20 protein-coding genes are annotated in these 20537 nt (G+C 46.4%); 16 read left to right on the plus strand and 4 right to left on the minus strand.

Annotated elements, in window-relative coordinates:
• The first annotated feature begins 43 nt into the window (after positions 1 to 43).
• Positions 44 to 739, plus strand: coding sequence for a Crp/Fnr family transcriptional regulator (locus tag AAC007_RS00405; protein WP_339673896.1), 696 nt, complete (start codon positions 44 to 46; stop codon positions 737 to 739).
• 197 nt (positions 740 to 936) lie between these two features.
• Here AAC007_RS00405 and AAC007_RS00410 read toward each other — a convergent pair whose 3' ends face one another.
• The 3 genes from AAC007_RS00410 to AAC007_RS00420 form a co-directional block, all read right to left on the minus strand.
• Positions 937 to 1671, minus strand: a complete 735-nt coding sequence (locus tag AAC007_RS00410; RefSeq protein ID WP_339673899.1) for a DUF481 domain-containing protein — start codon at positions 1669 to 1671, stop codon at positions 937 to 939.
• An 83-nt stretch (positions 1672 to 1754) separates the two neighbouring features.
• Complete coding sequence (locus AAC007_RS00415; protein WP_295875591.1) at positions 1755 to 2579, minus strand: mechanosensitive ion channel domain-containing protein; 825 nt, start codon at positions 2577 to 2579, stop codon at positions 1755 to 1757.
• Between the two features lie 183 nt (positions 2580 to 2762).
• Positions 2763 to 3557, minus strand: a complete 795-nt coding sequence (locus AAC007_RS00420) for a glucose 1-dehydrogenase (protein WP_295875589.1) — start codon at positions 3555 to 3557, stop codon at positions 2763 to 2765.
• A 188-nt stretch (positions 3558 to 3745) separates the two neighbouring features.
• Here AAC007_RS00420 and AAC007_RS00425 point away from each other — a divergent pair, with 188 nt between their 5' ends.
• From AAC007_RS00425 to AAC007_RS00470, 10 genes are all read left to right on the plus strand, one after another.
• Complete coding sequence (locus AAC007_RS00425; protein ID WP_295875586.1) at positions 3746 to 4222, plus strand: hypothetical protein; 477 nt, start codon at positions 3746 to 3748, stop codon at positions 4220 to 4222.
• A gap of 90 nt (positions 4223 to 4312) precedes the next feature.
• Positions 4313 to 4579: a DUF4404 family protein gene (locus tag AAC007_RS00430; RefSeq protein WP_295875583.1), complete on the plus strand. Its 267-nt coding sequence runs from the start codon at positions 4313 to 4315 to the stop codon at positions 4577 to 4579.
• Between the two features lie 244 nt (positions 4580 to 4823).
• Positions 4824 to 5033, plus strand: coding sequence for a hypothetical protein (locus tag AAC007_RS00435; RefSeq protein WP_339673906.1), 210 nt, complete (start codon positions 4824 to 4826; stop codon positions 5031 to 5033).
• Positions 4999 to 6282, plus strand: a complete 1284-nt coding sequence (locus AAC007_RS00440; RefSeq protein WP_339673909.1) for a hypothetical protein — start codon at positions 4999 to 5001, stop codon at positions 6280 to 6282. The genes AAC007_RS00435 and AAC007_RS00440 overlap by 35 nt, the downstream gene beginning before the upstream one ends.
• Positions 6269 to 6808 carry an O-acetyl-ADP-ribose deacetylase gene (locus tag AAC007_RS00445; protein WP_296433938.1) on the plus strand — a complete coding sequence of 180 codons (540 nt, stop codon included), beginning with the start codon at positions 6269 to 6271 and terminating at the stop codon, positions 6806 to 6808. The genes AAC007_RS00440 and AAC007_RS00445 overlap by 14 nt, the downstream gene beginning before the upstream one ends.
• A 16-nt stretch (positions 6809 to 6824) precedes the next feature.
• Positions 6825 to 7562, plus strand: coding sequence for a class III extradiol ring-cleavage dioxygenase (locus tag AAC007_RS00450; RefSeq protein ID WP_339673912.1), 738 nt, complete (start codon positions 6825 to 6827; stop codon positions 7560 to 7562).
• Between the two features lie 80 nt (positions 7563 to 7642).
• Positions 7643 to 8857: a site-specific integrase gene (locus AAC007_RS00455; protein WP_339673915.1), complete on the plus strand. Its 1215-nt coding sequence runs from the start codon at positions 7643 to 7645 to the stop codon at positions 8855 to 8857.
• The gene (locus AAC007_RS00460; RefSeq protein ID WP_339673918.1) at positions 8857 to 10944 is read left to right on the plus strand and encodes a hypothetical protein; all 2088 of its coding nucleotides are present in this window, start codon (positions 8857 to 8859) and stop codon (positions 10942 to 10944) included. The genes AAC007_RS00455 and AAC007_RS00460 overlap by 1 nt, the downstream gene beginning before the upstream one ends.
• Positions 10941 to 13625 carry a hypothetical protein gene (locus tag AAC007_RS00465; RefSeq protein ID WP_339673920.1) on the plus strand — a complete coding sequence of 895 codons (2685 nt, stop codon included), beginning with the start codon at positions 10941 to 10943 and terminating at the stop codon, positions 13623 to 13625. The genes AAC007_RS00460 and AAC007_RS00465 overlap by 4 nt, the downstream gene beginning before the upstream one ends.
• Positions 13626 to 13630: 5 nt before the next feature.
• The gene (locus tag AAC007_RS00470) at positions 13631 to 14140 is read left to right on the plus strand and encodes a hypothetical protein (RefSeq protein WP_339673923.1); all 510 of its coding nucleotides are present in this window, start codon (positions 13631 to 13633) and stop codon (positions 14138 to 14140) included.
• A gap of 10 nt (positions 14141 to 14150) precedes the next feature.
• On the opposite strand, the gene AAC007_RS00475 is transcribed toward AAC007_RS00470, so the two are convergent.
• Positions 14151 to 14390 carry a helix-turn-helix transcriptional regulator gene (locus AAC007_RS00475; RefSeq protein ID WP_339673925.1) on the minus strand — a complete coding sequence of 80 codons (240 nt, stop codon included), beginning with the start codon at positions 14388 to 14390 and terminating at the stop codon, positions 14151 to 14153.
• Between the two features lie 92 nt (positions 14391 to 14482).
• Here AAC007_RS00475 and AAC007_RS00480 point away from each other — a divergent pair, with 92 nt between their 5' ends.
• The 5 genes from AAC007_RS00480 to AAC007_RS00500 all read left to right on the plus strand — a co-directional run bounded on the left by AAC007_RS00480 (position 14483) and on the right by AAC007_RS00500 (position 20530).
• Positions 14483 to 15058 carry a hypothetical protein gene (locus AAC007_RS00480; protein ID WP_339673927.1) on the plus strand — a complete coding sequence of 192 codons (576 nt, stop codon included), beginning with the start codon at positions 14483 to 14485 and terminating at the stop codon, positions 15056 to 15058.
• A 2-nt stretch (positions 15059 to 15060) separates the two neighbouring features.
• The gene (locus tag AAC007_RS00485; protein WP_339673929.1) at positions 15061 to 16437 is read left to right on the plus strand and encodes a DEAD/DEAH box helicase family protein; all 1377 of its coding nucleotides are present in this window, start codon (positions 15061 to 15063) and stop codon (positions 16435 to 16437) included.
• Between the two features lie 360 nt (positions 16438 to 16797).
• A complete protein-coding gene (locus AAC007_RS00490; protein WP_339673931.1) occupies positions 16798 to 19164 on the plus strand; it encodes a class I SAM-dependent DNA methyltransferase in 2367 nt (788 codons plus the stop codon).
• A complete protein-coding gene (locus AAC007_RS00495; protein WP_339673933.1) occupies positions 19164 to 20402 on the plus strand; it encodes a restriction endonuclease subunit S in 1239 nt (412 codons plus the stop codon). The genes AAC007_RS00490 and AAC007_RS00495 overlap by 1 nt, the downstream gene beginning before the upstream one ends.
• Complete coding sequence (locus tag AAC007_RS00500) at positions 20402 to 20530, plus strand: hypothetical protein (RefSeq protein ID WP_339673935.1); 129 nt, start codon at positions 20402 to 20404, stop codon at positions 20528 to 20530. Before AAC007_RS00495 ends, AAC007_RS00500 begins: the two co-directional genes overlap by 1 nt.
• The last annotated feature ends 7 nt before the right edge of the window (positions 20531 to 20537 follow it).

Consider the following 20537-nt stretch of genomic DNA (forward strand, 5'->3'; position numbering starts at 1 on the left):
TCAGCGTAACTGCCAACAGACCCTAGCATAACGGACCTATATAGTGATTGATAAACGTGAAATTCTGGCCGCCAATCCGCTTCTGTCAGGCTTGCCCGCAGATGTAGTGGAAGAGTTAATGGCGGTGAGTGTGCTAAAACAACTTACCGATGGCGAGTGTGTGTATGCCCAAGGTGACGACGGCGATGGCCTGTTTGGGGTGGTGCAAGGGCGCATTCGGCTGAGCAATAGCAGCCGAGACGGTAAAGAGTTGCTGGTCATGTTGGTGGAGCCAGGGGATTGGATTGGCGAAGTATCTCTGTTGGATGGTTTGCCACGAAGCCTCGACGCCTTCGCAATGGGTGACTGTGCGGTATTATTCTTACCCAGTGCGCGATTCGACGCCCTGCTCAAGTCAAAGCCAGAGCTATACCAATATTTTATTCCCATGCTGTGCCGAAAGCTGCGTTTGGCATTGAGTTATGTCGAAGGCGTAGCACTTTTTCCTTTAGCTGCACGGTTAGCGCAGCGGATATTGGAGTTGCTGAGGTTTTACGGCGTGGAAGATGACAAGCCCGGCGTGTTGATTAATGTCCATCTTCCTCAAGAGGATCTGGCAAAAATGCTGGGCGTGTCGCGGCAAGCCATTAGTCGAGAGTTAAAACGCTTAGAGGCAGATGGCACCATCGCGCTTGCATATGGGCAACTTCGCGTTATGAATACCGTCGCTCTGCAAGATGAGTTAGATCGCTATATATAAAGTTTGCTAGCGGTAGCAGGGGGATTTAGGGATGGAAAGGAAAATTCTTATTGGCGCTGCGCGGCCGAGCCGCTTTTTAAATGTAAGAATGACATGAGTAAATGGCTGACTTCGGCGCAACTTGTCATGTCACTCTTAGGCTTAGATTCTCGATCGCTGATTTGGCTTGTTCGCGAAAATAGCGATCGGAAGTGCGTTTAGAAACTGTAAACCACGGTAACCGCAGTTTCGCGATCCATATGCACGGTGTCGTTGGGCACTATTTCGTTGTATTCCATGGTGTAGCTGATCTTTAGTCCTAAGCCACCAACTATTTTAGTTTTTAATGATGTAATCGATCTTGAAACCGTATTCTCGTCACCACTTTCAACGGTTAGCTTTTGCTCAAATGTAGCGGTTTCTGATAGTGCCCAAGCGAAGTCGGTCGACATGCGAAGAATTGCTTCGGTGATTTGGCCGTCGCCGGCGTTACTTTCGGTTTCAAATTCACTCATACGGGCACCGGGGCCCACTTCAGCGTCCCAGGTAATTCGGTCGTTTTTTAATAGTCGGCGACCATAGCCACCAGCCACCGTGGCTTGATAGACGAAGCCGCTGAAGCGATCCTTAACAGCGGACGCGTAACCGAAGGTGTAGTTGAACTCGCTGAAGTCATAAGCCAGGCGATTGTTTAAAAAATAACGCTCGGCAGATCGCACCCCAGTGGTCTCACTATTTTGTGCCTCTGCAGAAATATCGTAAGTCCATTGACCGTTCTTGCGTTTGCCATTGGCTTTGCTGACAACACTGGATTCTTCAGTATTGCCATCTTGCTGGTAATAGCCAAACTCGACGTCGCCTTTCCAGAGTTTAGTTGCCGCGTCTTGGGCGAATGCGGCGTTGGCTGCCACGGTGGCAGCTGCAGCTACCAGAGTGCTAGTAAAATAGTTCATTGTGTACCTTTTGATGAGATAGATGTTGGCCTTGGACTGACAGAGAGCGACTCGCAGGCGCTCTCTGTCAGTGGTTAAAGCGTTTAGTCTTGCTTGTGAACGTGCACATCCATTTGCGGGTAAGGGATGCCCACGCCAGCTGCGTCAAACTCGGTTTTAATGTCTTCGATCATTTTCCAACGCGTTGGCCAATAGTCGGCCGTGGCAACCCAGGGTCGACAAATTAAGTTGACCGAAGAGTCGCCTAGCTCCGATACAGCGACGGTTGACGCTGGGTCTTTAAGGATACGTTCGTCAGCTTGAATTAGTTTTTCTAGAATTTTAATGGCGGTGCGCATGTCAGCGTCGTAGGAGATGCCTACAACTAAATCAATCCGACGGCGGGGCATGACACTGTAATTGGTGATCGGGCCACTCATTACTCTGGCATTGGGAATGACAATGCGTTTGTAGTCGCCGGTAAGTAAAATAGTAGAAAATAAGCTAATGCTTTCCACGGTGCCGGAGCAATCGCCGGCATCGATCCAGTCACCTACGCGGCATGGGCGGAACGCGATAAGCAATACACCGGCGGCGAAATTCGCCAGCGAGCCTTGCAATGCTAAGCCAACTGCTAAACCGGCGGCACCTAAGGCGGCGATAACGGACGCGGTTTGTATACCTGCTTCAGCTAAAGCCGGAATGGCAACCAAAGCAAAGATAATGCAGAACACTAATTTGGAGATGAAATTGGTAAGCGTGGCGTCGATACTGCGTTTTGCCATCGATTTGCGGGTTAGCCCCGAGATAAATTTTGCGCCCCAGTAACCGACGAGCAGCAGGGTAAGCGCAGTGGCTGCTTGTATCCCGATGGCGGTCGCATTGGGTGCATACTGTGCGATCAATTCTTCTAGTGCTTTCGCGTCCATATTTGTTTATACCCTTGCGGATTAAGTAGAGGAGAAGCTGGCCCGCGAAGCTGGATGATTCGCGGCAGCAGATGAAAACAGCGACAATTATACACATGGACGCAGCGGCAATCACAATCGCAACGCAACTAAAAAGCACACGTTGAGCTTCGCGAAAGCGGGGGATTTAGAAAAAACTGAGGTTTAGAACGGCCAAGTGGTCGATTCGGCACCACCATCTACTTCAATAATTTTACCGGTTACCCAGCGCGATGCGTTGCTTGCTAAATATAACGCTGCTGCGGCAATGTCTTGCGGCTCCCCCAGCGCCTTCATTGGGGTAAGCGCCGTCATTTTTTCTTGTACTTCATCGTTTAGATATTGTCCCAGCGCCTCCGTCAATATGGTTCCTGGTGAAACACCATTTACTCGGATCGAGGGTGCAAAATCAGCGGCCAGCAATTTAGTAAGTTGTTCTAGTGCGGCTTTTGCTGTTCCGTAGCTGCTGAATCCGGCCTGGGAATAGCGTGAAGAGGCAGAAATAATATTGATGACTCTGCCATTGTGTTCGAGCAAATACGGGTGGCAAAGTCGAGTGAGATTGAACGCACTGGTGACATTGAAGTTAAAGTCGCGATTGAAGGTTTTGGCGGTGGTTTTCAATGGATCGTTGGGGTAGGCACCGCCGGCGTTGTTCACCAGAATAGTGATTTTGCCAAAGACATCGATACTTTTTGTGACTAGGTTTTCCAGAGCACTTTCGTCGCTGACATCGCAGCTTATGGACACGGCCTTGGCGCCGCTGTTGGGGTGGTATTTACGCAAGGCGGCATTGCAAAGTTCGGCGCTCTCATCGATATCCGCCTGAGTTCGTGCAGCACAAATCACGGAGGCGCCGCTTTCTGCAAAGGCGATGGCGGTAGCGCGGCCAATTCCGCGACCCGCGCCAGTGACAAGGGCGACGTCGCCGTGCAATGAAAATAATTGTTGGATGCTCATAGTCTTGTCCTTTTATTTTATTGCCGTCAGTCTCGCGAAGTGGCTGTGATAGGGCAATGACTAATTCGGTCTTTTAGCTGGTCATTCGCCACTTGTCGCTATAAGCATAAATTATTAAACTCAGGTCTTTAAATGATAATGATTATCATTTAATATTGCTCCCGTATAGAACATGACAGGGGATCACTATGGCGATGCAGTTTTTATGTTCGGCTCACCGGCAGCAGCTAAAGCGCAGCAAAATTGTGGCGGAGCACCGCTGGGATGAGTGGATGGAGGCAGGGCGTGAAGCGTTTGCTCAGAAGGATTGGCAGGCGGCACTTAAATATTTGGGCTGTAGCTTTGAGTTGAGCGAAATGTTGCTTAACAATGACCATTATCCGACCCTTAGCAATATTGATCGTTATATGGTGTCGGGGCATTTTCTGGCAGAGTGTTTTGGCCGTTGTCGCGACAGTTGCCTGCAACGGCATTGCTTGCTGGCGGTCCACCATCATCTTTTAAAAGTGCTGCGCAGCCCGCAGGGCAGAGGCTTGTCGCTGCACCGCAACGTGGAGATATCGCTGCAGATGTTGTCACGTCACTATGAAGCGGCAGGTGAAGAAGAAATGTTGCAAGCCTGCTATCAAGAAAGCATGCGTCTATTGAAGCGAAGTTGTCACTAGTTGAGTAGGCCGAGTGCAACATTGCCATCTTCGACTGTGCGTTGCCGGTGAGACTTGCTATGCTCAAGGTTAACGCAGCGGAGAATAGCAATGGATCCAAAACACTTGCATGAGCAATTAGTTACGCTCCAAAAAGAAATTGACGTGCTCGCAGTAAATGACGCTAATCGAGCGAAATTACACGCTCTGGTCGACGATATTGACCGCGAGTTAGGCACCGGCCCCCAATTTGTGTTGGAAGACAGTAGTTTGCAGGACCGGCTTGAGGAGTTGGTGTCTAGCTTTGAGGTAGAGCACCCGACCACGGCCGGGGTATTAAAGGATATTATGGTGAAGCTCGCCAGTATTGGCGTCTGATCATTGGCGCTGACGACCGTGCTAATGACTATATTGTGCCTCCACCCAGCCGTCGATGCTGGGTACCCATCAGTTTATTTGTAGGCCCTTGGTTTACATTCTGGCGTGCCCTGCTGATTGGCAGGGACTCGCGGTAAAAATGCTATGCAAAACCCCCTAGGGTCTGTTTCCGTTTCATCACCTCCTCTGTTGCGCCTGAAAGCGCGCCAATTTAGACGCGACGAGTGTGGTTTGGTGGTTCCAAATGAGCGAGGAGCAACGACAAGTGGCACGCTTTCAGGCGCAACCCAAAGGGCCGGGCGGCGTTCCGCTGGGGCCATTTTTCCGTCTAGCGGCGTTATCAGTCGCTTATTTGGAACCACCAAACCGCGCTCCTTCTGCCTTGCCAGACGGAAAAATGACCTCCAGCAGGGGTGGTGATGAAACGGCAACAGACCCTAGTAAGCCACTCTAAAGATCTTCTTGGTGTCGGTCGCCTAACCATCGACGCGATTTCCGGTGTCACTAATATTGCCGAAGGTTTACATCACGCGATTCTAAATTTGGGTGGCACTTTAGATTCGGCAGACTCCGCTACTGACTCGATCCCGGGCGCTAATACGAAACCTACGCCGCGCACTCGTGGCATTACCGGTTTGGTGTATCGCAGTATCAGGGGCATAAACGGCCTAGTTGGTTTGGGCTTAGAGGCGTTGATACGACATTTGACGGAGTCCATTGGCGAGCAGGATCGCTCGCCAGGGCACGGTGCGGTAGTGTCGGCTTTAAACGGCGTCTTGGGTGATCACTTAAACGACAAGCGAAATCCCCTCGCCATTACGATGAGTCTACGAAGCAATGGCAAGAAGTTGGCAGTCGAAGATACTGCCGAGTTTATGACTAAAGCCGGTGGTCGAGTTGCTATTTTTATCCACGGCTTATGTATGAATGATTTGCAGTGGCTGCGTCGCGGCCACGATCATGGCGAAGCTCTGGCGCGGGATCTCGGCATTACACCTATTTACCTCCGCTATAACTCTGGCTTGCATGTATCGCAGAACGGGCGTCAGTTAGCGGATCTTTTACAGACTTTGTCATCACACTCTCCAAGTGGTGCGGAGCTCTATATTATTGCTCACAGCATGGGGGGCTTGGTGTCGCGCAGTTCCTACTATTACGGGGAGCAGGGCGGTCACACTTGGCCCGCGCAGCTGCGCAAATTAATTTGTCTAGGTACGCCCCACCATGGCGCTTTGCTTGAGCGCGGTGGCAATTGGATCGACGTGATTTTAGACAGCAACCCCTTCAGTGCACCTTTCGCGCGTTTGGCAAAAATCCGCAGCAGCGGCATTACCGATCTACGCTACGGTAATATTATTGATGAAGATTGGAATAATCGTGATCGATTTGCGATGGCCGGTGATCAGCGCTGCCTGCAGAGCATACCCGAAAAGGTTCCCTGCTATGCGATTGCGGCGGCGACGATTGGCGACGCGGTGAATTTTAGTGACGACGTGCTTGGGGATGGATTGGTGACGGTTGCTAGCGCGCTGGGGCGCCATGAAAAGCCGAACGCTGATATGGGTTTTGCCGCAGAAAATTGTTGGCTTGCACGGGGCATAAATCATATGGATTTATTGAACGATCCGCAGGTTTATCAAACCCTGCTGATGTATATGAAGCGTGATGAATTTATTGAAAGTGCGGTCAGTGACGAAGTTTAAGTTATTCAAAGGGGATATTTGTGGTTTGCGTGTAGACGCTATTGCGAACGCTGCAAAAAATAGCCTGTTGGGCGGCGGTGGTGTCGATGGCGCAATTCACGCCGCGGCGGGTCCGGAGTTATTGAGCTATTGTCGCGGGCTGGGTGGCTGCGACACGGGCGATGCTAAATTTAGTCCGGGTTTTTTGCTTTCTGCCAAGTTTGTAATTCACACGGTCGGGCCTATTTGGCGAGGTGGATTAAAGAATGAGCCCGCGTTATTGGCCTCGTGTTATCAGCGCTGCCTAGACATCGCAAATGAGCTGGGGGTAAAAAGTCTCGCTTTCCCTGCTATTAGCTGCGGAGTGTATGGTTACCCGCACGAAGCGGCTACGCGCGTCGCCGTTGCGGCCATCAATGACAGTGTCATGGGGTGTGAGGATAACGCCACCGTTAACGAAATTATCCTGGTGGCTTACAGCGAGCAAATGATGGCGCATTGGCAGTCAGCCCTGACCGCGTCGGCGCTGACATGGAGTGAATATTAATGGTGGGTAAAACCCAGTGGCACACATAAGCTCAGAACCTCCGGCGGCGGGCTCAGCGCTTGCCCCCGTATTGTTTATTCCTCATGGCGGCGGCCCTTTACCCTTATTAGGGGATCCGGGGCACCGCCAGCTTAGCGCATTTTTAAAAGGAGTCGCGCCGCAATTGGGCGCCCCTTCGGCCATTGTCTTGGTGAGTGCACACTGGGAGGCTGATCAAGCCTCTGTGACAGGGGCAGCGAAGCCTGATTTGATTTTTGATTATTACGGCTTTCCCGAAGAAAGTTATGCGCTGCGCTACCCAGCTGCCGGAAACCCTGCGCTTGCCCAGAGTGTTCGTGACTTATTGGAGGAAGCTGGAATTCCGGTGCGGATTGATCCCTCGCGTGGTTTTGATCACGGTATGTATGTGCCCCTGACCTTGATGTACCCCGCGGCCGACATCCCCTGTATTCAGCTGTCCTTGTTAAAGTCTCTCGACCCCGCCGCGCATATTGCGATGGGCCGCGCTTTGCGCAAGCTCCGGGAACAAAACGTGTTACTTATAGGCTCGGGATTGTCCTTTCACAATCTGCGGGCATTTTCTTACGTAGATGCGGCGGCGCGCGCTGTTGAATTTGATGACTGGCTAGTCGAAACCTGCACGGACAGAGTCATAAGTCCAAGCGACCGTGAGCGTCGTTTAATCAATTGGGCGACGGCGCCACAGGCGAGATTTAGCCATCCTCGCGAAGAGCACTTGCTGCCTTTTTCCTAATATACAAATAATATAAGGAATATGTTGCTATGTTTCGCGGCTGTGGCATTATGAGGTTGGTGCCTTGGCAGTAGACAGCTATGAATCCCTCCGTGATGAAGTTAAAGAACTTTTCTTATAACGACCATGTTTTTGACGAGCTATGGGTTATCTTAGATAAGTTTTCCTCTCCGCCAATCCTCCCGCTTCTCTATACAACACATTTATCAAACTTTGGTGAGGTTTTTGATATTGACGAAATGGGTGTGTTGAGTACCGGGGAGAGGGCGAGAAAATTTAAGGAAAAGGCTGTATCCAGTTCGACGATAAGGAGCTACGTATATTGCCTTTCAAAGTTCTTGCGCTACCTGGATTTTTGTCAAGAAGAATATAAAACCCCGGGTATGCATAGTTCCTCTAGCTGTAGCACCAAATTCATAAATTATTATCTAAATGAAATCATTCCTGAGCGATTAGAATCTGAACAGTCTTTGAATGTGAATCATGCTGCATTGAAATCATATTTTAACTGGCTTTCCTATCTAGGCTATTCGGGATTTAAAGATATACGCATTTATAGAAAAACAAGGCAAAAAGTAGCCGAAAAAAGCACGAGGCAGCATTACATTCAATATCTGACAAAGTCATCTCGAGTTGATCTTTTAAGTGCCTGTGAAACCTTAGCCGACAAACTAGTCGTGAAAATGGGGTTCGAAGTAGGTTTGAGGAGTGGTGAATTACAGGGGATACGTATGACGGGTAAAAATGGTTTGGACTTCCTTTTTACCCAACTGAAAGACCCAAATTTTAAGCATGTAGATTTTTTTCAATACCAATTAAATGCGCGATATACGAAAGGGAAAAAGTCTAGATTCATCTATTTTAGTAGAGATCTATTGGAGGACATGAGGAGATATTTTGAGACTGAACGAAAGCAATTAGTCTCCAATAAGGGGACACCAGAAGATAGCTTTTTCGTGCGTAGAGATCATCGCTTTAAGGGAACCGGGATTACGAAGCAACATGCATCAAATGTCTTCAGGCGAATATCGAAAAAAATCGCTCTTAAGAAAGAGTTTTGTTTCCACGATCTGAGACACACATTTGCAACTGAACTCTATTATTCGATGTTGCTAGATAATGAAGGAAACGAAACTCGATCAGAATCTGCGGCACTGCTGGAAGTAGCTCTCCGACTAGGACATGCGCTGGGACTTGACGGTAGACCAGCTTCCGTGACAGCGAAGTATATTCGCTTATTTGTTCAGATGAAGGAATTAGAAGCGTTGAATCACAAAACTACGAGCGCATTTTAATGGACGAAGGAAAAATCAGTGTTGAAGAGCGAAGTAGGTCTTTTGATGACTTGTTAGTGCAAGACGAGAACCGTCAATTTGTACGCCACGATAAAAATACGATTGTATGTTCTCCAGGTAAGAATATTTCCTATGTAATAAGGGTCGATCGGAGACATCGTGATAGAAGAGCCATATTTTTATCCTTACGGGAAGCTATAATCAGAAGTGAGTGGTTTTCCAGCTTGTTGAGGCAAACTCAGATTGGATATTTTAGACTGGCCCAAACCTTTTGTGAGTGGTTAGCGCTCACAAAATCACCATACCCAAAGAAAAATAACTATAAATATTTGAAAGATTTTGAATCATATCTTCTAGACGAAGAGGGTATGAAGTACAGTAATTTGTCTATTCTTAACTTCATGCTGAAGGAAGGTTTGACGAGTGAAGAGCTAACCGCCGAAGAGGCGCAATACGTAGCTCAACTTGTAAAGCTATCTACGCCGAGAAAAATTGACCATACACCACATCAGAAGACGCTATCCGATTGGTTTAGTTCGCCATGGTTACGGAGGGTAATCGGCGAGGAAATGTACCTCAGTTTGGAAAGCTCCAAAAAAATCGCATTGAGTTTTCGTATTACTGTATCAGTTACGCTGCAGTTTATTCTAAAAGCAAGACAGCAACGACTAGATGAAAGCACTCTAACATTCTCTAAAGTAAGCAAAGAGTGGTTTTACGAGTGGGCCCCCCGGCTATTTGCGCACGCGGCAAAATTTGACAGTAAGGGCTGTCCTGCGAACGAGCTAACAAAGTTGATGTTTGTGGACATGGTGAAGCCGCAATTCCACGAATATCTCATCGAAAAAATTAAATCAAATGATGATGTTATAAAATTCTCGCCGAACGATAACATCGATGGAAGATCTGGAAATATATGGCTTAAACCACTGCTTTTCGACCCAGGTTTTCAAGAAACCTACACCTACTTAGAGCAAATGTTGATGGCATGGCTATGTGCATGTGAAACGATTCAACCAGCAGATATCGCAAAGCTGAAGTCGAGTGATTATGCGCGAGAGTATTCAAATTCCGGCCGATTAATAGCCGCCCAATGTCAATACTACAAAGGGAGGTCTGGGAGACGAAAGGAGCCCGCCATTCTGGTCGCCTCCCAACCTTGGGCAAGGGCCTTAAATAGTTATTTAGACGGATTAAGCGGAACGCATAAATTATTTAATATCGAATTCACCCAAAAGAAATATACGATGATTACGCAGTATGGTGAGGGATATAAAAACAGGATCCTGCGACTCTTGATAAGGATTTGGGCGCAACCAAGCATAAGAAAAATCATAGATCAGGAACATCTAAAAAATGGATCAACAAATATATTCATACGTGCATTTTTCGCGCTGATAGAAAATGGATATTCTTTTAGTGATTATCGCGCTGATAAAGGCATGAGGATGTCGGTTGAAGACTATTACGAAAGTGATCAGAACACTTTTGCAGTGTCTCTTTTTTCATTGGCCCATATAAAAAACACAGCCGTTCATGCTGCTTCAGATAGTTATAGGGAATCAGACCCTATCAATTATAATTCGCATACGTCTACAACAGAAAAACTAAATTATCTGACAGATTCGAATAGAGATTTTATAAACAGAGCTGGAAGAATAACGAGATTAGTCCTCAATGATATGAAGGCGGCGGCATTTAATCCATCCGTCGACTCGATCAGTTCATCTATTACAACCCTAGATGTTAAAACACGCTTGAAGTCCGAAACTGATGACGAAGATATTAACATACGACCGCTGCATAAAATCATTTCGACCGAAGATTATGGTGATGAAATATTAGTAATCGACAGCAAAGAAAATGCATTATTAATCATACATTATCTTACGGAGTTCGAACGAGTTTACAAAGAGCTATGTTCCCGAAGACCAAAGTTGGTTGAAGAAAAGTTGATTGTTCAAATCGAATGGCTCTCTGGACTAATTGGTAAAATGAAGTCTGCAGCTACAGCTAAAAAGTTATATAGAAAAATATATAAAAGTCTCCCCCCAATGTTTGACCATCTTTTGGAATCCCTCGAATGACAATATCGACAAATAAGCAAGGTCAACTAACTCCTTTCAACCATGACTTTCAGGGGGTGTTTAACTTGCTATCGGAACCGGGGGGAAATGTGTTTTCTGAGGATGTATGGATCTTCAGTGCTACAGAGGAAGAAAAGGTTACAATAGATTTTAGCCAATTAACTCAGGCACAGAGTTTATACGTCTCACACGCTAACTGTGATTTAGCTGATCTACAGAAATGTACAAAACAAGTTTGGATCCTGTTGGCTGAAGGCTGCCAGCTGAAAGATTATAAAATTAAATATCGGATCCTTGAGCGATTTTGGGGCGCAATGTCGAATTTAGATATTCAAATTTTGTCCAAGAAGAATATTGCAGATTATATAACCTTCTTGCTTACGCATACTTGGACTAACGGTAATGCCGTGAGATCGCCGAAGCTGAGTTCGGGCGCTAACCTAAACCAAATGTTTCCTTTGGATGAGCTTAGAAATGCTTTCTTTGTAGTAGGGTTAGACGTTATTTCTAGGGACCTTACAGAATCAAATTATAGGAAAATGCTTAAAGGCCTGATCTCTGAATTGACTGATGATGAACTGAGCTATGCCGATTGGATTGCTGGAGGTACTTTAGATAATTTAACTCTGGATTATGGCAAATATTACATCGAGCACTGTATTGATATTTTTGAAAAAAACATCGCTTTAGTCACAGCGATTGAGAGCACCTATCGTTCAGCATCAGAGGTTGCCGAAAAACTGGGATACAAAACAAGTACTGTCACAGATTTGCTCCCTAAGGTTCTTCAAGGTCATTCCCCGGAAGAGATTAATCAATCAAAATCTGCTACAGGGTTATCTACAATAAAGAGTGTATGTGAAGCAGTTTCAGAAACATTCAAACGGCATTATCGGGATGCGCTTGTTGTAGAGAATATCTTTAATTTTGAAAAGATAATTGCATTGGTTAATCAATGTGGATTACAGGCTAGTCAAGACATTATCGACCGTATGCAGGTCATAGCTTGGCATTACACTATTGGAGAAAGCAAAAGAGATATAGAAAAATTAGTCACGGAGTTTGATCCATATGTGCCCCCACAAGTCTTTTTTGACAACTTCAATAAGGTTATTTACGACATACCGGAAGAAAAGCTTAAAGTGCCATGTGAGGATGATTACCTTGCTATCGGCTTAAAAAGGCCCACGTCAAAGAAGGATGCTGCAAATTCATTTCCTAGACAGCTGCCGCTACTGATTAGATCAGCAGGAGTTGTAGTTTTTGTGGCACTCAATGGATGGCGCAAAAGTGAATTCACTTTTCCTATCGGGCAAGTGCAACGAATTCGCAATACGGATAAGTTTGACCAATTTTCCTTTCCCTATCGGTACCAGGTCAACTGGGTCATTCCGAAGACTCATGGAAAGAAAAAAGAAGATAGGGAGATTACCTTCTATGCCTATACCGTATTAAAGCGCATAAGTATGTCACATGCTCCAGAGCCGAATAGTCCGTGCTTATATAAAACCGCTCGAAGAACCGCAACTAGTAAAGATAATGGCCAACAAATACGGAGAGCGCTATGTGAACCTTGGGAGCATTTCGTTGGTAACTATAGGAGATTTAAAGAGTTAGATATCTTCGAACAATGGGAAAAGCTTGAAAAGAAGCGTGGGGGTCTAACGGAGCGAGAAAAACGTCAGTATGCGAAGATCGTGGCAGCAAAACCTATTAGGTTTTGGAGGGAGTTTGTCGTTGATCCATGCCTGAGGCAGGCTAGAGACCGGTTTAGTTTAGAGCTTCCGGCTATCCTATTTAGTGACTATGGGGGAAAAAATCGGGGAAAAATTGACTGGCTTCGTAAATATAGAGACGGCGTACTTAATCCGGAATGGACTTCATTATTAAACAGGGAGCTACCAGCGGATACGAAAAAGTATATTGCAGAATTAAGCGATAGCGATTGCACTGTACCTAGTGTGATCAAGTATGTCAGTTCATTTGTGTTAGAGGGAAAGCTTTACCCGAATCCACATTCCTTCAGGCACATATGGGCAGAAGCAGTATATCGAAGGTTTGATGGTGACGTCGGATGGATGATTCGGAGTGTGTTCAAGCATGTGAGCCGAAGAATGTGGGTGGCTTATGTTGAGAATAAAAGCAACAGGGTTTTACATGAAAAAGCAAAATACAATGTTATAAGTTCGCTAGTACAAGGTTACCTTAATAAGAAGGGGGTTGGTTATGGAGGGCAATTCCATCGGTGGATGCAGCGATTGACTTGGTTAACATCGGTTAGAAGCTATTCTGAAAGCGACCTTATAGCGAAAGAGCTTGTTGAAAATGAGATATTGGATATAACGGCCAACCCCTGGGGCTATTGTCTTCTAAAGAGGCGGACAATGAGTAAAGCTAAGTGCGCTGTTGACGGAGTTCCAAATAGGAAAAATGCATCTCCGCAATTATGTATTGGTTGTCCCAACAACTTGATGGCAAGTGAAAATTTGGACTGGATGCTGCTACATGTGCAGGCACATGCTGTTACATTGAGACATCCCGATGTGCCTATGATGCTTAGGAGAGCTTCATTTGATCTCATCAAGAAAGCGACAGCTCGTGTAAAAGAAATTGAAGAAGGGCATGAGGCCCTGTCAGAACTGGAAGCGTTGTTGGAAGAATTCCAAAGCGAAGAGGCTTAGGTAATATGCTTAGTTATTTTGAAGAAAAATCCAGGGGTGAAAACGATAATGATGAAGGCTTGCCGAGATGGGTGACTAAGGAAAATGGGAGTTATCCCGCATGGCGACTAATTCACGATATGCGTTTGGAAAAAATTGAGTACATAAAAGCGCATAATAGGCCAACTGATTATACGAGAAACGGGACGTACAAGATAAGAGGGTCTGATATCGCCAAGGCTCTGAACATGAATAGAAGCTCTTTGTTCAATAGCTCCAGTTTCTCTAACTCGTTGAAGCAGTATTTAGACGAGATTAATACCGAGCTGGAAGAATTTAAGAATAAAGTTCTTGCAAGGGCCGAAAAATCCAAGTCTAGAGGAACAATTCGTAGTTCTAAAGATGAATTGGTGACGAAAAATGCTGAGTTGAAAAGTCGAGTATCTGAGCTTGAAGAGTTAAAAGTCCAAGAGTTGGTGTCACACGTATTCGATCAGTTGCCGTTAGATATAAAGAGAAAACTCGGGATACTATGAACTGTAATCGTTAGCTTCTAGCACTCCGGTCTACCTCATTGACTCTTGGCAGCAAGTCAGCTGGTTCGCAATCCAACAGCTCTGATATTTGGTACAGTTTTTCCACCGTTATATTCACTTCGCCGCGCTCAATTCTGCCCATATAGCTGCGATCTAGGCCGCATTGAAGCGCCAATCCGTCTTGCGAAAAGCCTTTTCTGTTCCTCATAGCCCTAATTTTGGCACCCAAGGTTATTGATAAAGACGGCATACAGTCCTCAACGATAGTTAAGGTCTGACTATCTTCTGTTGCCGCTTATATGGCCACGGACTATAATCCGCTATTTTATTTGCAGGATTAAGATGGCAAAGCGTAGTTTCGTGATTGATCAGTCGCTGTATAAAGTTCTAAACACCTTTCAGGATGCAAACTTTACGACCGAGGCATTGAGGGATATTTACGCGTCTCAGCTGATTAAGGATGGTATTGAAGGGGTTCTTCTCAAGGACGTACGGCTTTATGTATATGAATATATCCGAAAGATGCTGAAATCAGGTTGGGTCACGCTCTACGGAGAGAGAAAAAAGCGTGGACAGGTTTATCACTTGGGTGACTTGCCGAGTGATCTGGAGATTGAGCTAGTAGTTGGTAAATTTCATCAGAAACTTCCAACCAATACAGCTGATTTGGTGGTAGATCTGCATCAGAGCCCTATTGCTAGCCATGTCGGTGCGCTCCACGGTCAGCTAAAGGAGCTTGAGCTAGATATGCATGCCAGTATGGGTGAGGTTGAACGATATAATCTGTTAATGTCTGAAATTCCCGAGCTACGGCCGAAACTGAAAGACTGTCTCGAGTCAGCTAGAGAGCGGAGCTCAAAGCTGATTGGACACTTCAGGGCTGTAGAAAATACGCTACAAATTCTCCGGGCTACTTAAAAATGTTGAGGCGTTGGCAATCTGAGTGCGTTGGTAAAGCATTGGATCATTTCAACGACGGACAGCGCCATTTTTTTTGCCAAGCAACGCCAGCAGCCGGAAAAACCAGGATGTCTGCCGAGCTATCAAAAAGAATGTTCGAAACAGGGATGATCGACCTTGTTGTCTGTTTTGCACCGTCGAGGGAAGTGGTGCAAGGCTTTAGGGCGACCCTGGAGAGTGTTGTTGGCGGTAAGTTTGATGGACTGTTAGGTGCCTCCGGTACAGCGCTCACATATCAAGCTATGGACTATTTGAGCGATGATTTCTGGTCGCTTTTCTATAATTATCGCGTATTAGCAATCTTTGATGAGATTCACCATTGTGCGGTTCAAGAATCTGGCGTTTCGAATCTATGGGGGCAGTTAATTGTAAAAAGGGTTCAAGAAGGTGCAGCGTATACTGTTGGTCTTTCAGGGACCCCTTGGCGATCCGACGAAATGGGTATCGCTCTGGCTAGGTATTCCACGCCTGAAGGAAGGCTGATTTGTGACTTTCGCTATAGCTTGGCAGATGCTGTTGTTGAGGAAGTATGTCGGTCACCTCGGATAATGCTGGTCGACAATGGCGATGTGCAGCTCACGGTCTCAAACTCTGGTGACTGTCAGGTAAAAACGTTCGAAAGCATATCGAGCTTGCTCAAAGATCCAGTAGTAAGTTACCAAGATTTATTGATTAATGAGCCGGCGCTGCGGCACATGCTGCAATTGGCAAATAACAAGTTAAGTGAACTGCGTGGAGACATAGCGGATGCTGCCGGTCTGGTAGTTGCCAGTACTATTGACCATGCTTACCTGGTGGCAGAGATATTAAATGCGCTCGGTGAAACGGCGATGGTTGTAGCTAGCGATAGCTTAGATGCTCGCAAGCGAATTCAGCACTTCCGAGAAGGCGGCCAGCGATGGATTGTTGCTGTTGGGATGGTGGCCGAAGGCACCGATATTCCGCGCCTACAAGTATGTTGCCATGTAAGTCGCATTCGCACGGAACTTCATTTTAGACAGGTTTTAGGCAGGATTCTGCGTCGTATCGATGGTGTCGACAAATATGCATGGATGTATATCTTTGCAGAATCCTCTTTGTCAGAGTTTGCAAAGAGGGTAGCAGAAGACCTTCCTCACGATCTTGCTGTTTTGCCAGTAGTTGAGCCAGTATCAATGATTAGTGTGGGACCCCCTATAGAAATTAGCGGTAGCGACAGCCCCATCGAGGAGGAAATGGCGCATCCCCTTGTGTCAGGGGAGTCCGAATCTAATGAAACTGAATTCCACTTCCAGAGGGGCGAACGCGAGCTGGCATTTTCAGAGCATTTTCGCCATCAGTTACTTGCTATCTTCTGAGCTTATGTCACTTCCGCGTGAGTGCTTTCGGCCTCCGCCTCCAATTATCAGTTTAATCTTCGTTAAACGACCGTTAGCTATTTTCGAACAGGCATTCGATCGCCGTTAAGCCGAACGTATTGTAAGCCCGCTATAAGCACTAGAGCCCCATAATTCGCGGCACCAGCACCACAAATCTAATCCGGTGTTTGACCTACAGAGCGGTAAAAGCTAATTTAGCTGCCAATAACACATATCACGTTGGACAGGATGTTCACTTCGCACTCTGGTTGCCCACAACCGCAGTCACAGCGAACAAATGTCGCGTCAGCTATTTAACCCAATGAGGCTTATACCTTTGTTGTTCAAGGAACGCACTACATGAGTGAAAACGGCAGTACCCAGACCCCTAATAATCTGGCTGCATTTTGCTGGTCTATCGCCGATCTTCTGCGGGGTGATTTTAAACAGAGCCAATATGGCCGTATTATTCTTCCCTTTACGCTATTGCGTCGCCTCGAAGGGGTATTAGAAGACTCTAAAGAACAGGTGCTGGCTGAACTGGACAGAATTCAAGCCATGAGTCTGCCGGAAGAAGCCCAAGAAAAGCTATTATTACGCGCAACCGGTGGCTTGTCGTTTTTTAATACTTCTAAGATGGACTTGTCTAAGCTGGGTGAGTCGGGCATTAAGGCTAACCTGCAAAGTTACATTCAGTGCTTCTCTAAAGACGCCCGTGAGATCTTTGAGTATTTCAACTTTGCTGAATTTATCGGCCAACTCAATGACGCCAACTTGTTATATAAGGTAGTGCAGCGGGTCAGGCAAACTGACTTAAGCCCTAAGGCCATTTCCAATCATGATATGGGCCTGACCTTTGAAGAGCTGATACGCCGCTTTGCTGAGGGGTCGAATGAAACGGCTGGTGAACACTTTACGCCCCGCGACATCGTGCGCCTTACCACCTCCCTGGTATTTATGGAGGATGATGATGCACTAACCAAACCTGGCATCATTCGCACCATATACGACCCCACAGCGGGCACAGGCGGCTTTTTGTCCTCTGGCATGGAATATGTGCACGAACTTAATCCAGATGCCAAGATGGTTGCTTACGGGCAGGAGTTAAATCCTGAGAGTTATGCCATTTGTAAGGCCGATATGCTGATCAAAGGCCAAGAGGTGAATAACATTAAGCTGGGTAACACCCTGTCTAATGATCAGCTCTACAGCGACAAGTTTGACTACATGTTATCCAACCCGCCGTTTGGGGTGGATTGGAAGAAGATTGAGCAAAGCATCAAGGATGAAAATACCATCAAGGGATTTGAGGGGCGCTTTGGCCCAGGTTTGCCCCGTGTATCCGATGGCTCATTGTTGTTCCTCTTGCACCTCATCAGCAAGTTACGGGATAAGGGTACTGGCGATAGTGCTAATAGTGGCGGTGGCCGTATTGGCATTATCCTCAATGGCTCACCTTTATTCACCGGCGGTGCTGGTTCCGGTGAGTCTGAAATTCGCCGCTATATACTCGAAGCCGATTTACTTGAAGCCATCGTTGCTCTGCCTACTGACATGTTCTACAACACCGGCATTGCTACCTATGTATGGGTGCTATCGAATAAGAAAGCCACTGAGCGTAAGGGTAAGGTACAGCTAATCAACGGGGTTAATCTCTGCGGTAAGATGCGTAAATCCCTTGGCTCTAAACGTAACGAAATGAGCGAGCAGGACATCGCTACCATCACCCGCAGCTTTGGCGCATTTGAAGTGGTAGATGCCCGCGAGTTAGACAAACCAGCCGAGCAAAAAAGCAACCGTGGCCGTCAGGCGGCTAACCCCAAAGCCGAAGTAGCCAAGACCTTTTCCAGTAAAATCTTCGCTACCCATGAATTTGGTTATCGCCGTATTACCATCGAGCGCCCCTTACGAGAGTCGTATCAGTTCAGTGACGAGCGCATAGCCGAGCTGCGTTTTGCCAGCAAACCATTCAATGCCCCCATGAAGTGGGTGTATGAGCAGTTTGGTGCTGCTTGGTCTGATGATGTTGATTGCATGGATTATGGCGTGTTGCAGGAGCAGGCTATTGAGATACGCGCCTATATCAAAAGCCACTTTACAGACTTAAAAGAAAAGCAAATTAAAGACCTGCTAGACAGTAAACTTTGGTTGTCACAAAAGCACATCATGCTTAAAGGCAAACAACTGCAAGCCGCCATCGGCACAGCCCAGTGTGACGATATGAATGGCTATGAGGCTATCTTAAAAGCCGCCTGCAAAGCTCAAGGCCTTTCCCTTGATACTAAGGAGAAAAAGCAGCTAACTGACGCCGTGAGCTGGAAGAACCCAGCAGCAGAGAAGGTGATTAAAAAAGTCCACACAGCCAAAGCCAATCCCCTTTATGGCTTATTTGAAGTAACGCTTAAGGGCAAGAAGCAAGTCGTGGAATACAAAACAGACGGCGACCTGCGCGACAATGAAAACGTTGCGCTAGACCCCAGCCAGTCAGTCAATGCCCTTAACGAAGCCTACTTTATTAAAGAAGTCCAACCCCATGTACCCGATGGCTGGATAGATGCCAGTAAAAAAGATGCCAAGGATCAGGAGGTAGGCATTGTGGGTTACGAGATCCCCTTTAACCGGCACTTTTATCAGTACCAGCCCCCCAGAGACTTAACCGAGATAGATGCCGACCTGGATGCTGTTAGCGCGGAGATCATGGCCCTGCTGCATGAGGTGCATTCCTAATGACTGGAGAAACAGCCATTAGCGGCAAATATGCGGTTTATCCTGAATATAAAGATTCGGGAGTTGAGTGGTTGGGGGAAGTCCCTATCGACTGGGACATTAAAAAACTTAAATATATTTGTAAAGTTCAAACAGGCACAAAAAATACAGAAAATGCAGTTGAAGAAGGTATGTACCCGTTCTTTGTGCGTTCTCAAAAAGTTGAACGTATTAATTCTTTTGGAGCTGATTGTGAGGCAGTATTAACAGCAGGTGATGGAGTAGGCGTTGGGAGAGTGTTCCATTACATTGAGGGTAAATTCGATTACCATCAAAGAGTTTATATGTTAAATAACTTTGGTGGTGTTTTAGGTCGTTTTATATATTACTACCTATCTAATAATTTTTATAAAGTTGCATTAGAAGGTAATGCTAAATCAACAGTCGATTCTTTGCGCTTACCACAATTTTTAAATTTCGAATTTTCATTACCTAAGATCGAAGTACAAAATACAATAAACGACTTCCTCGACCACGAAACCGCCAAAATCGACACCCTGATCGACAAACAACAACAGCTGATCACCCTGCTCAAAGAAAAACGCCAGGCCGTTATCAGTCATGCCGTAACTAAAGGCCTCAACCCCAACGCCCCCATGCGCGACTCAGGTGTTGAGTGGTTAGGGGAAGTACCGGCGCACTGGGAGACAGGGAATTTACGCTGGTTTATCAATATCGCGAGTGGTGAAGGTTTATCTAATACAGAGATTGAAAACTTTAAATATGGAAAGTTCGAATTCCGGGTTATAGGTGGCAATGGCACGATGGGGTTCACTCAAAATGTAAATACAACCAATAAAGCATTTGCAGTTGGGCGTGTTGGAGCATTATGCGGGAATGTACACTTTGTCGATGAGCCTTGCTGGATTACAGATAACGCATTGAAGATTAGCTATTGGGCACAATTTGATACTGAATATCTATACTTTCTTTTAACTGCAGCGCGTCTGAATGATTATGCTAGTAAAAGCGCCCAACCTCTGATTACTGGGGAGCAGGTAAAATCATTGCAAGCCCCCATTCCTCCAAAAAGTCAGCAAGTTGAAATTGGTCGTCATATTCGTTCTGAATTGGATAAGTTTGCTGAGTTAATAAGTAAAAATGAAACAGCTATCAATTTAATAAAAGAACGCCGAACAGCTCTCATCTCCGCCGCCGTTACCGGCAAAATTGATGTACGTAACTGGAAGGCAGCCTAATGTTTGATTACGCTATTACCGGTAAGGCCGCTCCTGTGCTTCCCTGTGTGCGCGGAATTCGTGCAGCCTTGCTCGCTAGCAACTGGAAAGCACCAGCCGCCACAAACAACAAGGAAGTCGCCGAGTGAAAAACCG

This window comes from uncultured Zhongshania sp. (assembly GCF_963975605.1).
Taxonomy (GTDB): domain Bacteria; phylum Pseudomonadota; class Gammaproteobacteria; order Pseudomonadales; family Spongiibacteraceae; genus Spongiibacter; species Spongiibacter aquimaris.

Excerpts from the sequence above, each read along its gene's own strand:
- AAC007_RS00410 (WP_339673899.1), bottom strand. The coding sequence starts at position 1,671 with ATGAACTATTTTACTAGCACTCTGGTAGCTGCAGCTGCCACCGTGGCA.
- AAC007_RS00500 (WP_339673935.1), top strand. The coding sequence starts at position 20,402 with ATGTTTGATTACGCTATTACCGGTAAGGCCGCTCCTGTGCTTCCCTGT.
- AAC007_RS00485 (WP_339673929.1), top strand. The coding sequence starts at position 15,061 with ATGTTGAGGCGTTGGCAATCTGAGTGCGTTGGTAAAGCATTGGATCAT.
- AAC007_RS00480 (WP_339673927.1), top strand. The coding sequence starts at position 14,483 with ATGGCAAAGCGTAGTTTCGTGATTGATCAGTCGCTGTATAAAGTTCTA.
- AAC007_RS00440 (WP_339673909.1), top strand. The coding sequence starts at position 4,999 with ATGAAACGGCAACAGACCCTAGTAAGCCACTCTAAAGATCTTCTTGGT.
- AAC007_RS00435 (WP_339673906.1), top strand. The coding sequence starts at position 4,824 with ATGAGCGAGGAGCAACGACAAGTGGCACGCTTTCAGGCGCAACCCAAA.
- AAC007_RS00425 (WP_295875586.1), top strand. The coding sequence starts at position 3,746 with ATGGCGATGCAGTTTTTATGTTCGGCTCACCGGCAGCAGCTAAAGCGC.
- AAC007_RS00490 (WP_339673931.1), top strand. The coding sequence starts at position 16,798 with ATGAGTGAAAACGGCAGTACCCAGACCCCTAATAATCTGGCTGCATTT.
- AAC007_RS00415 (WP_295875591.1), bottom strand. The coding sequence starts at position 2,579 with ATGGACGCGAAAGCACTAGAAGAATTGATCGCACAGTATGCACCCAAT.
- AAC007_RS00420 (WP_295875589.1), bottom strand. The coding sequence starts at position 3,557 with ATGAGCATCCAACAATTATTTTCATTGCACGGCGACGTCGCCCTTGTC.
- AAC007_RS00455 (WP_339673915.1), top strand. The coding sequence starts at position 7,643 with ATGAATCCCTCCGTGATGAAGTTAAAGAACTTTTCTTATAACGACCAT.
- AAC007_RS00475 (WP_339673925.1), bottom strand. The coding sequence starts at position 14,390 with ATGCCGTCTTTATCAATAACCTTGGGTGCCAAAATTAGGGCTATGAGG.
- AAC007_RS00465 (WP_339673920.1), top strand. The coding sequence starts at position 10,941 with ATGACAATATCGACAAATAAGCAAGGTCAACTAACTCCTTTCAACCAT.
- AAC007_RS00495 (WP_339673933.1), top strand. The coding sequence starts at position 19,164 with ATGACTGGAGAAACAGCCATTAGCGGCAAATATGCGGTTTATCCTGAA.
- AAC007_RS00460 (WP_339673918.1), top strand. The coding sequence starts at position 8,857 with ATGGACGAAGGAAAAATCAGTGTTGAAGAGCGAAGTAGGTCTTTTGAT.
- AAC007_RS00430 (WP_295875583.1), top strand. The coding sequence starts at position 4,313 with ATGGATCCAAAACACTTGCATGAGCAATTAGTTACGCTCCAAAAAGAA.
- AAC007_RS00470 (WP_339673923.1), top strand. The coding sequence starts at position 13,631 with ATGCTTAGTTATTTTGAAGAAAAATCCAGGGGTGAAAACGATAATGAT.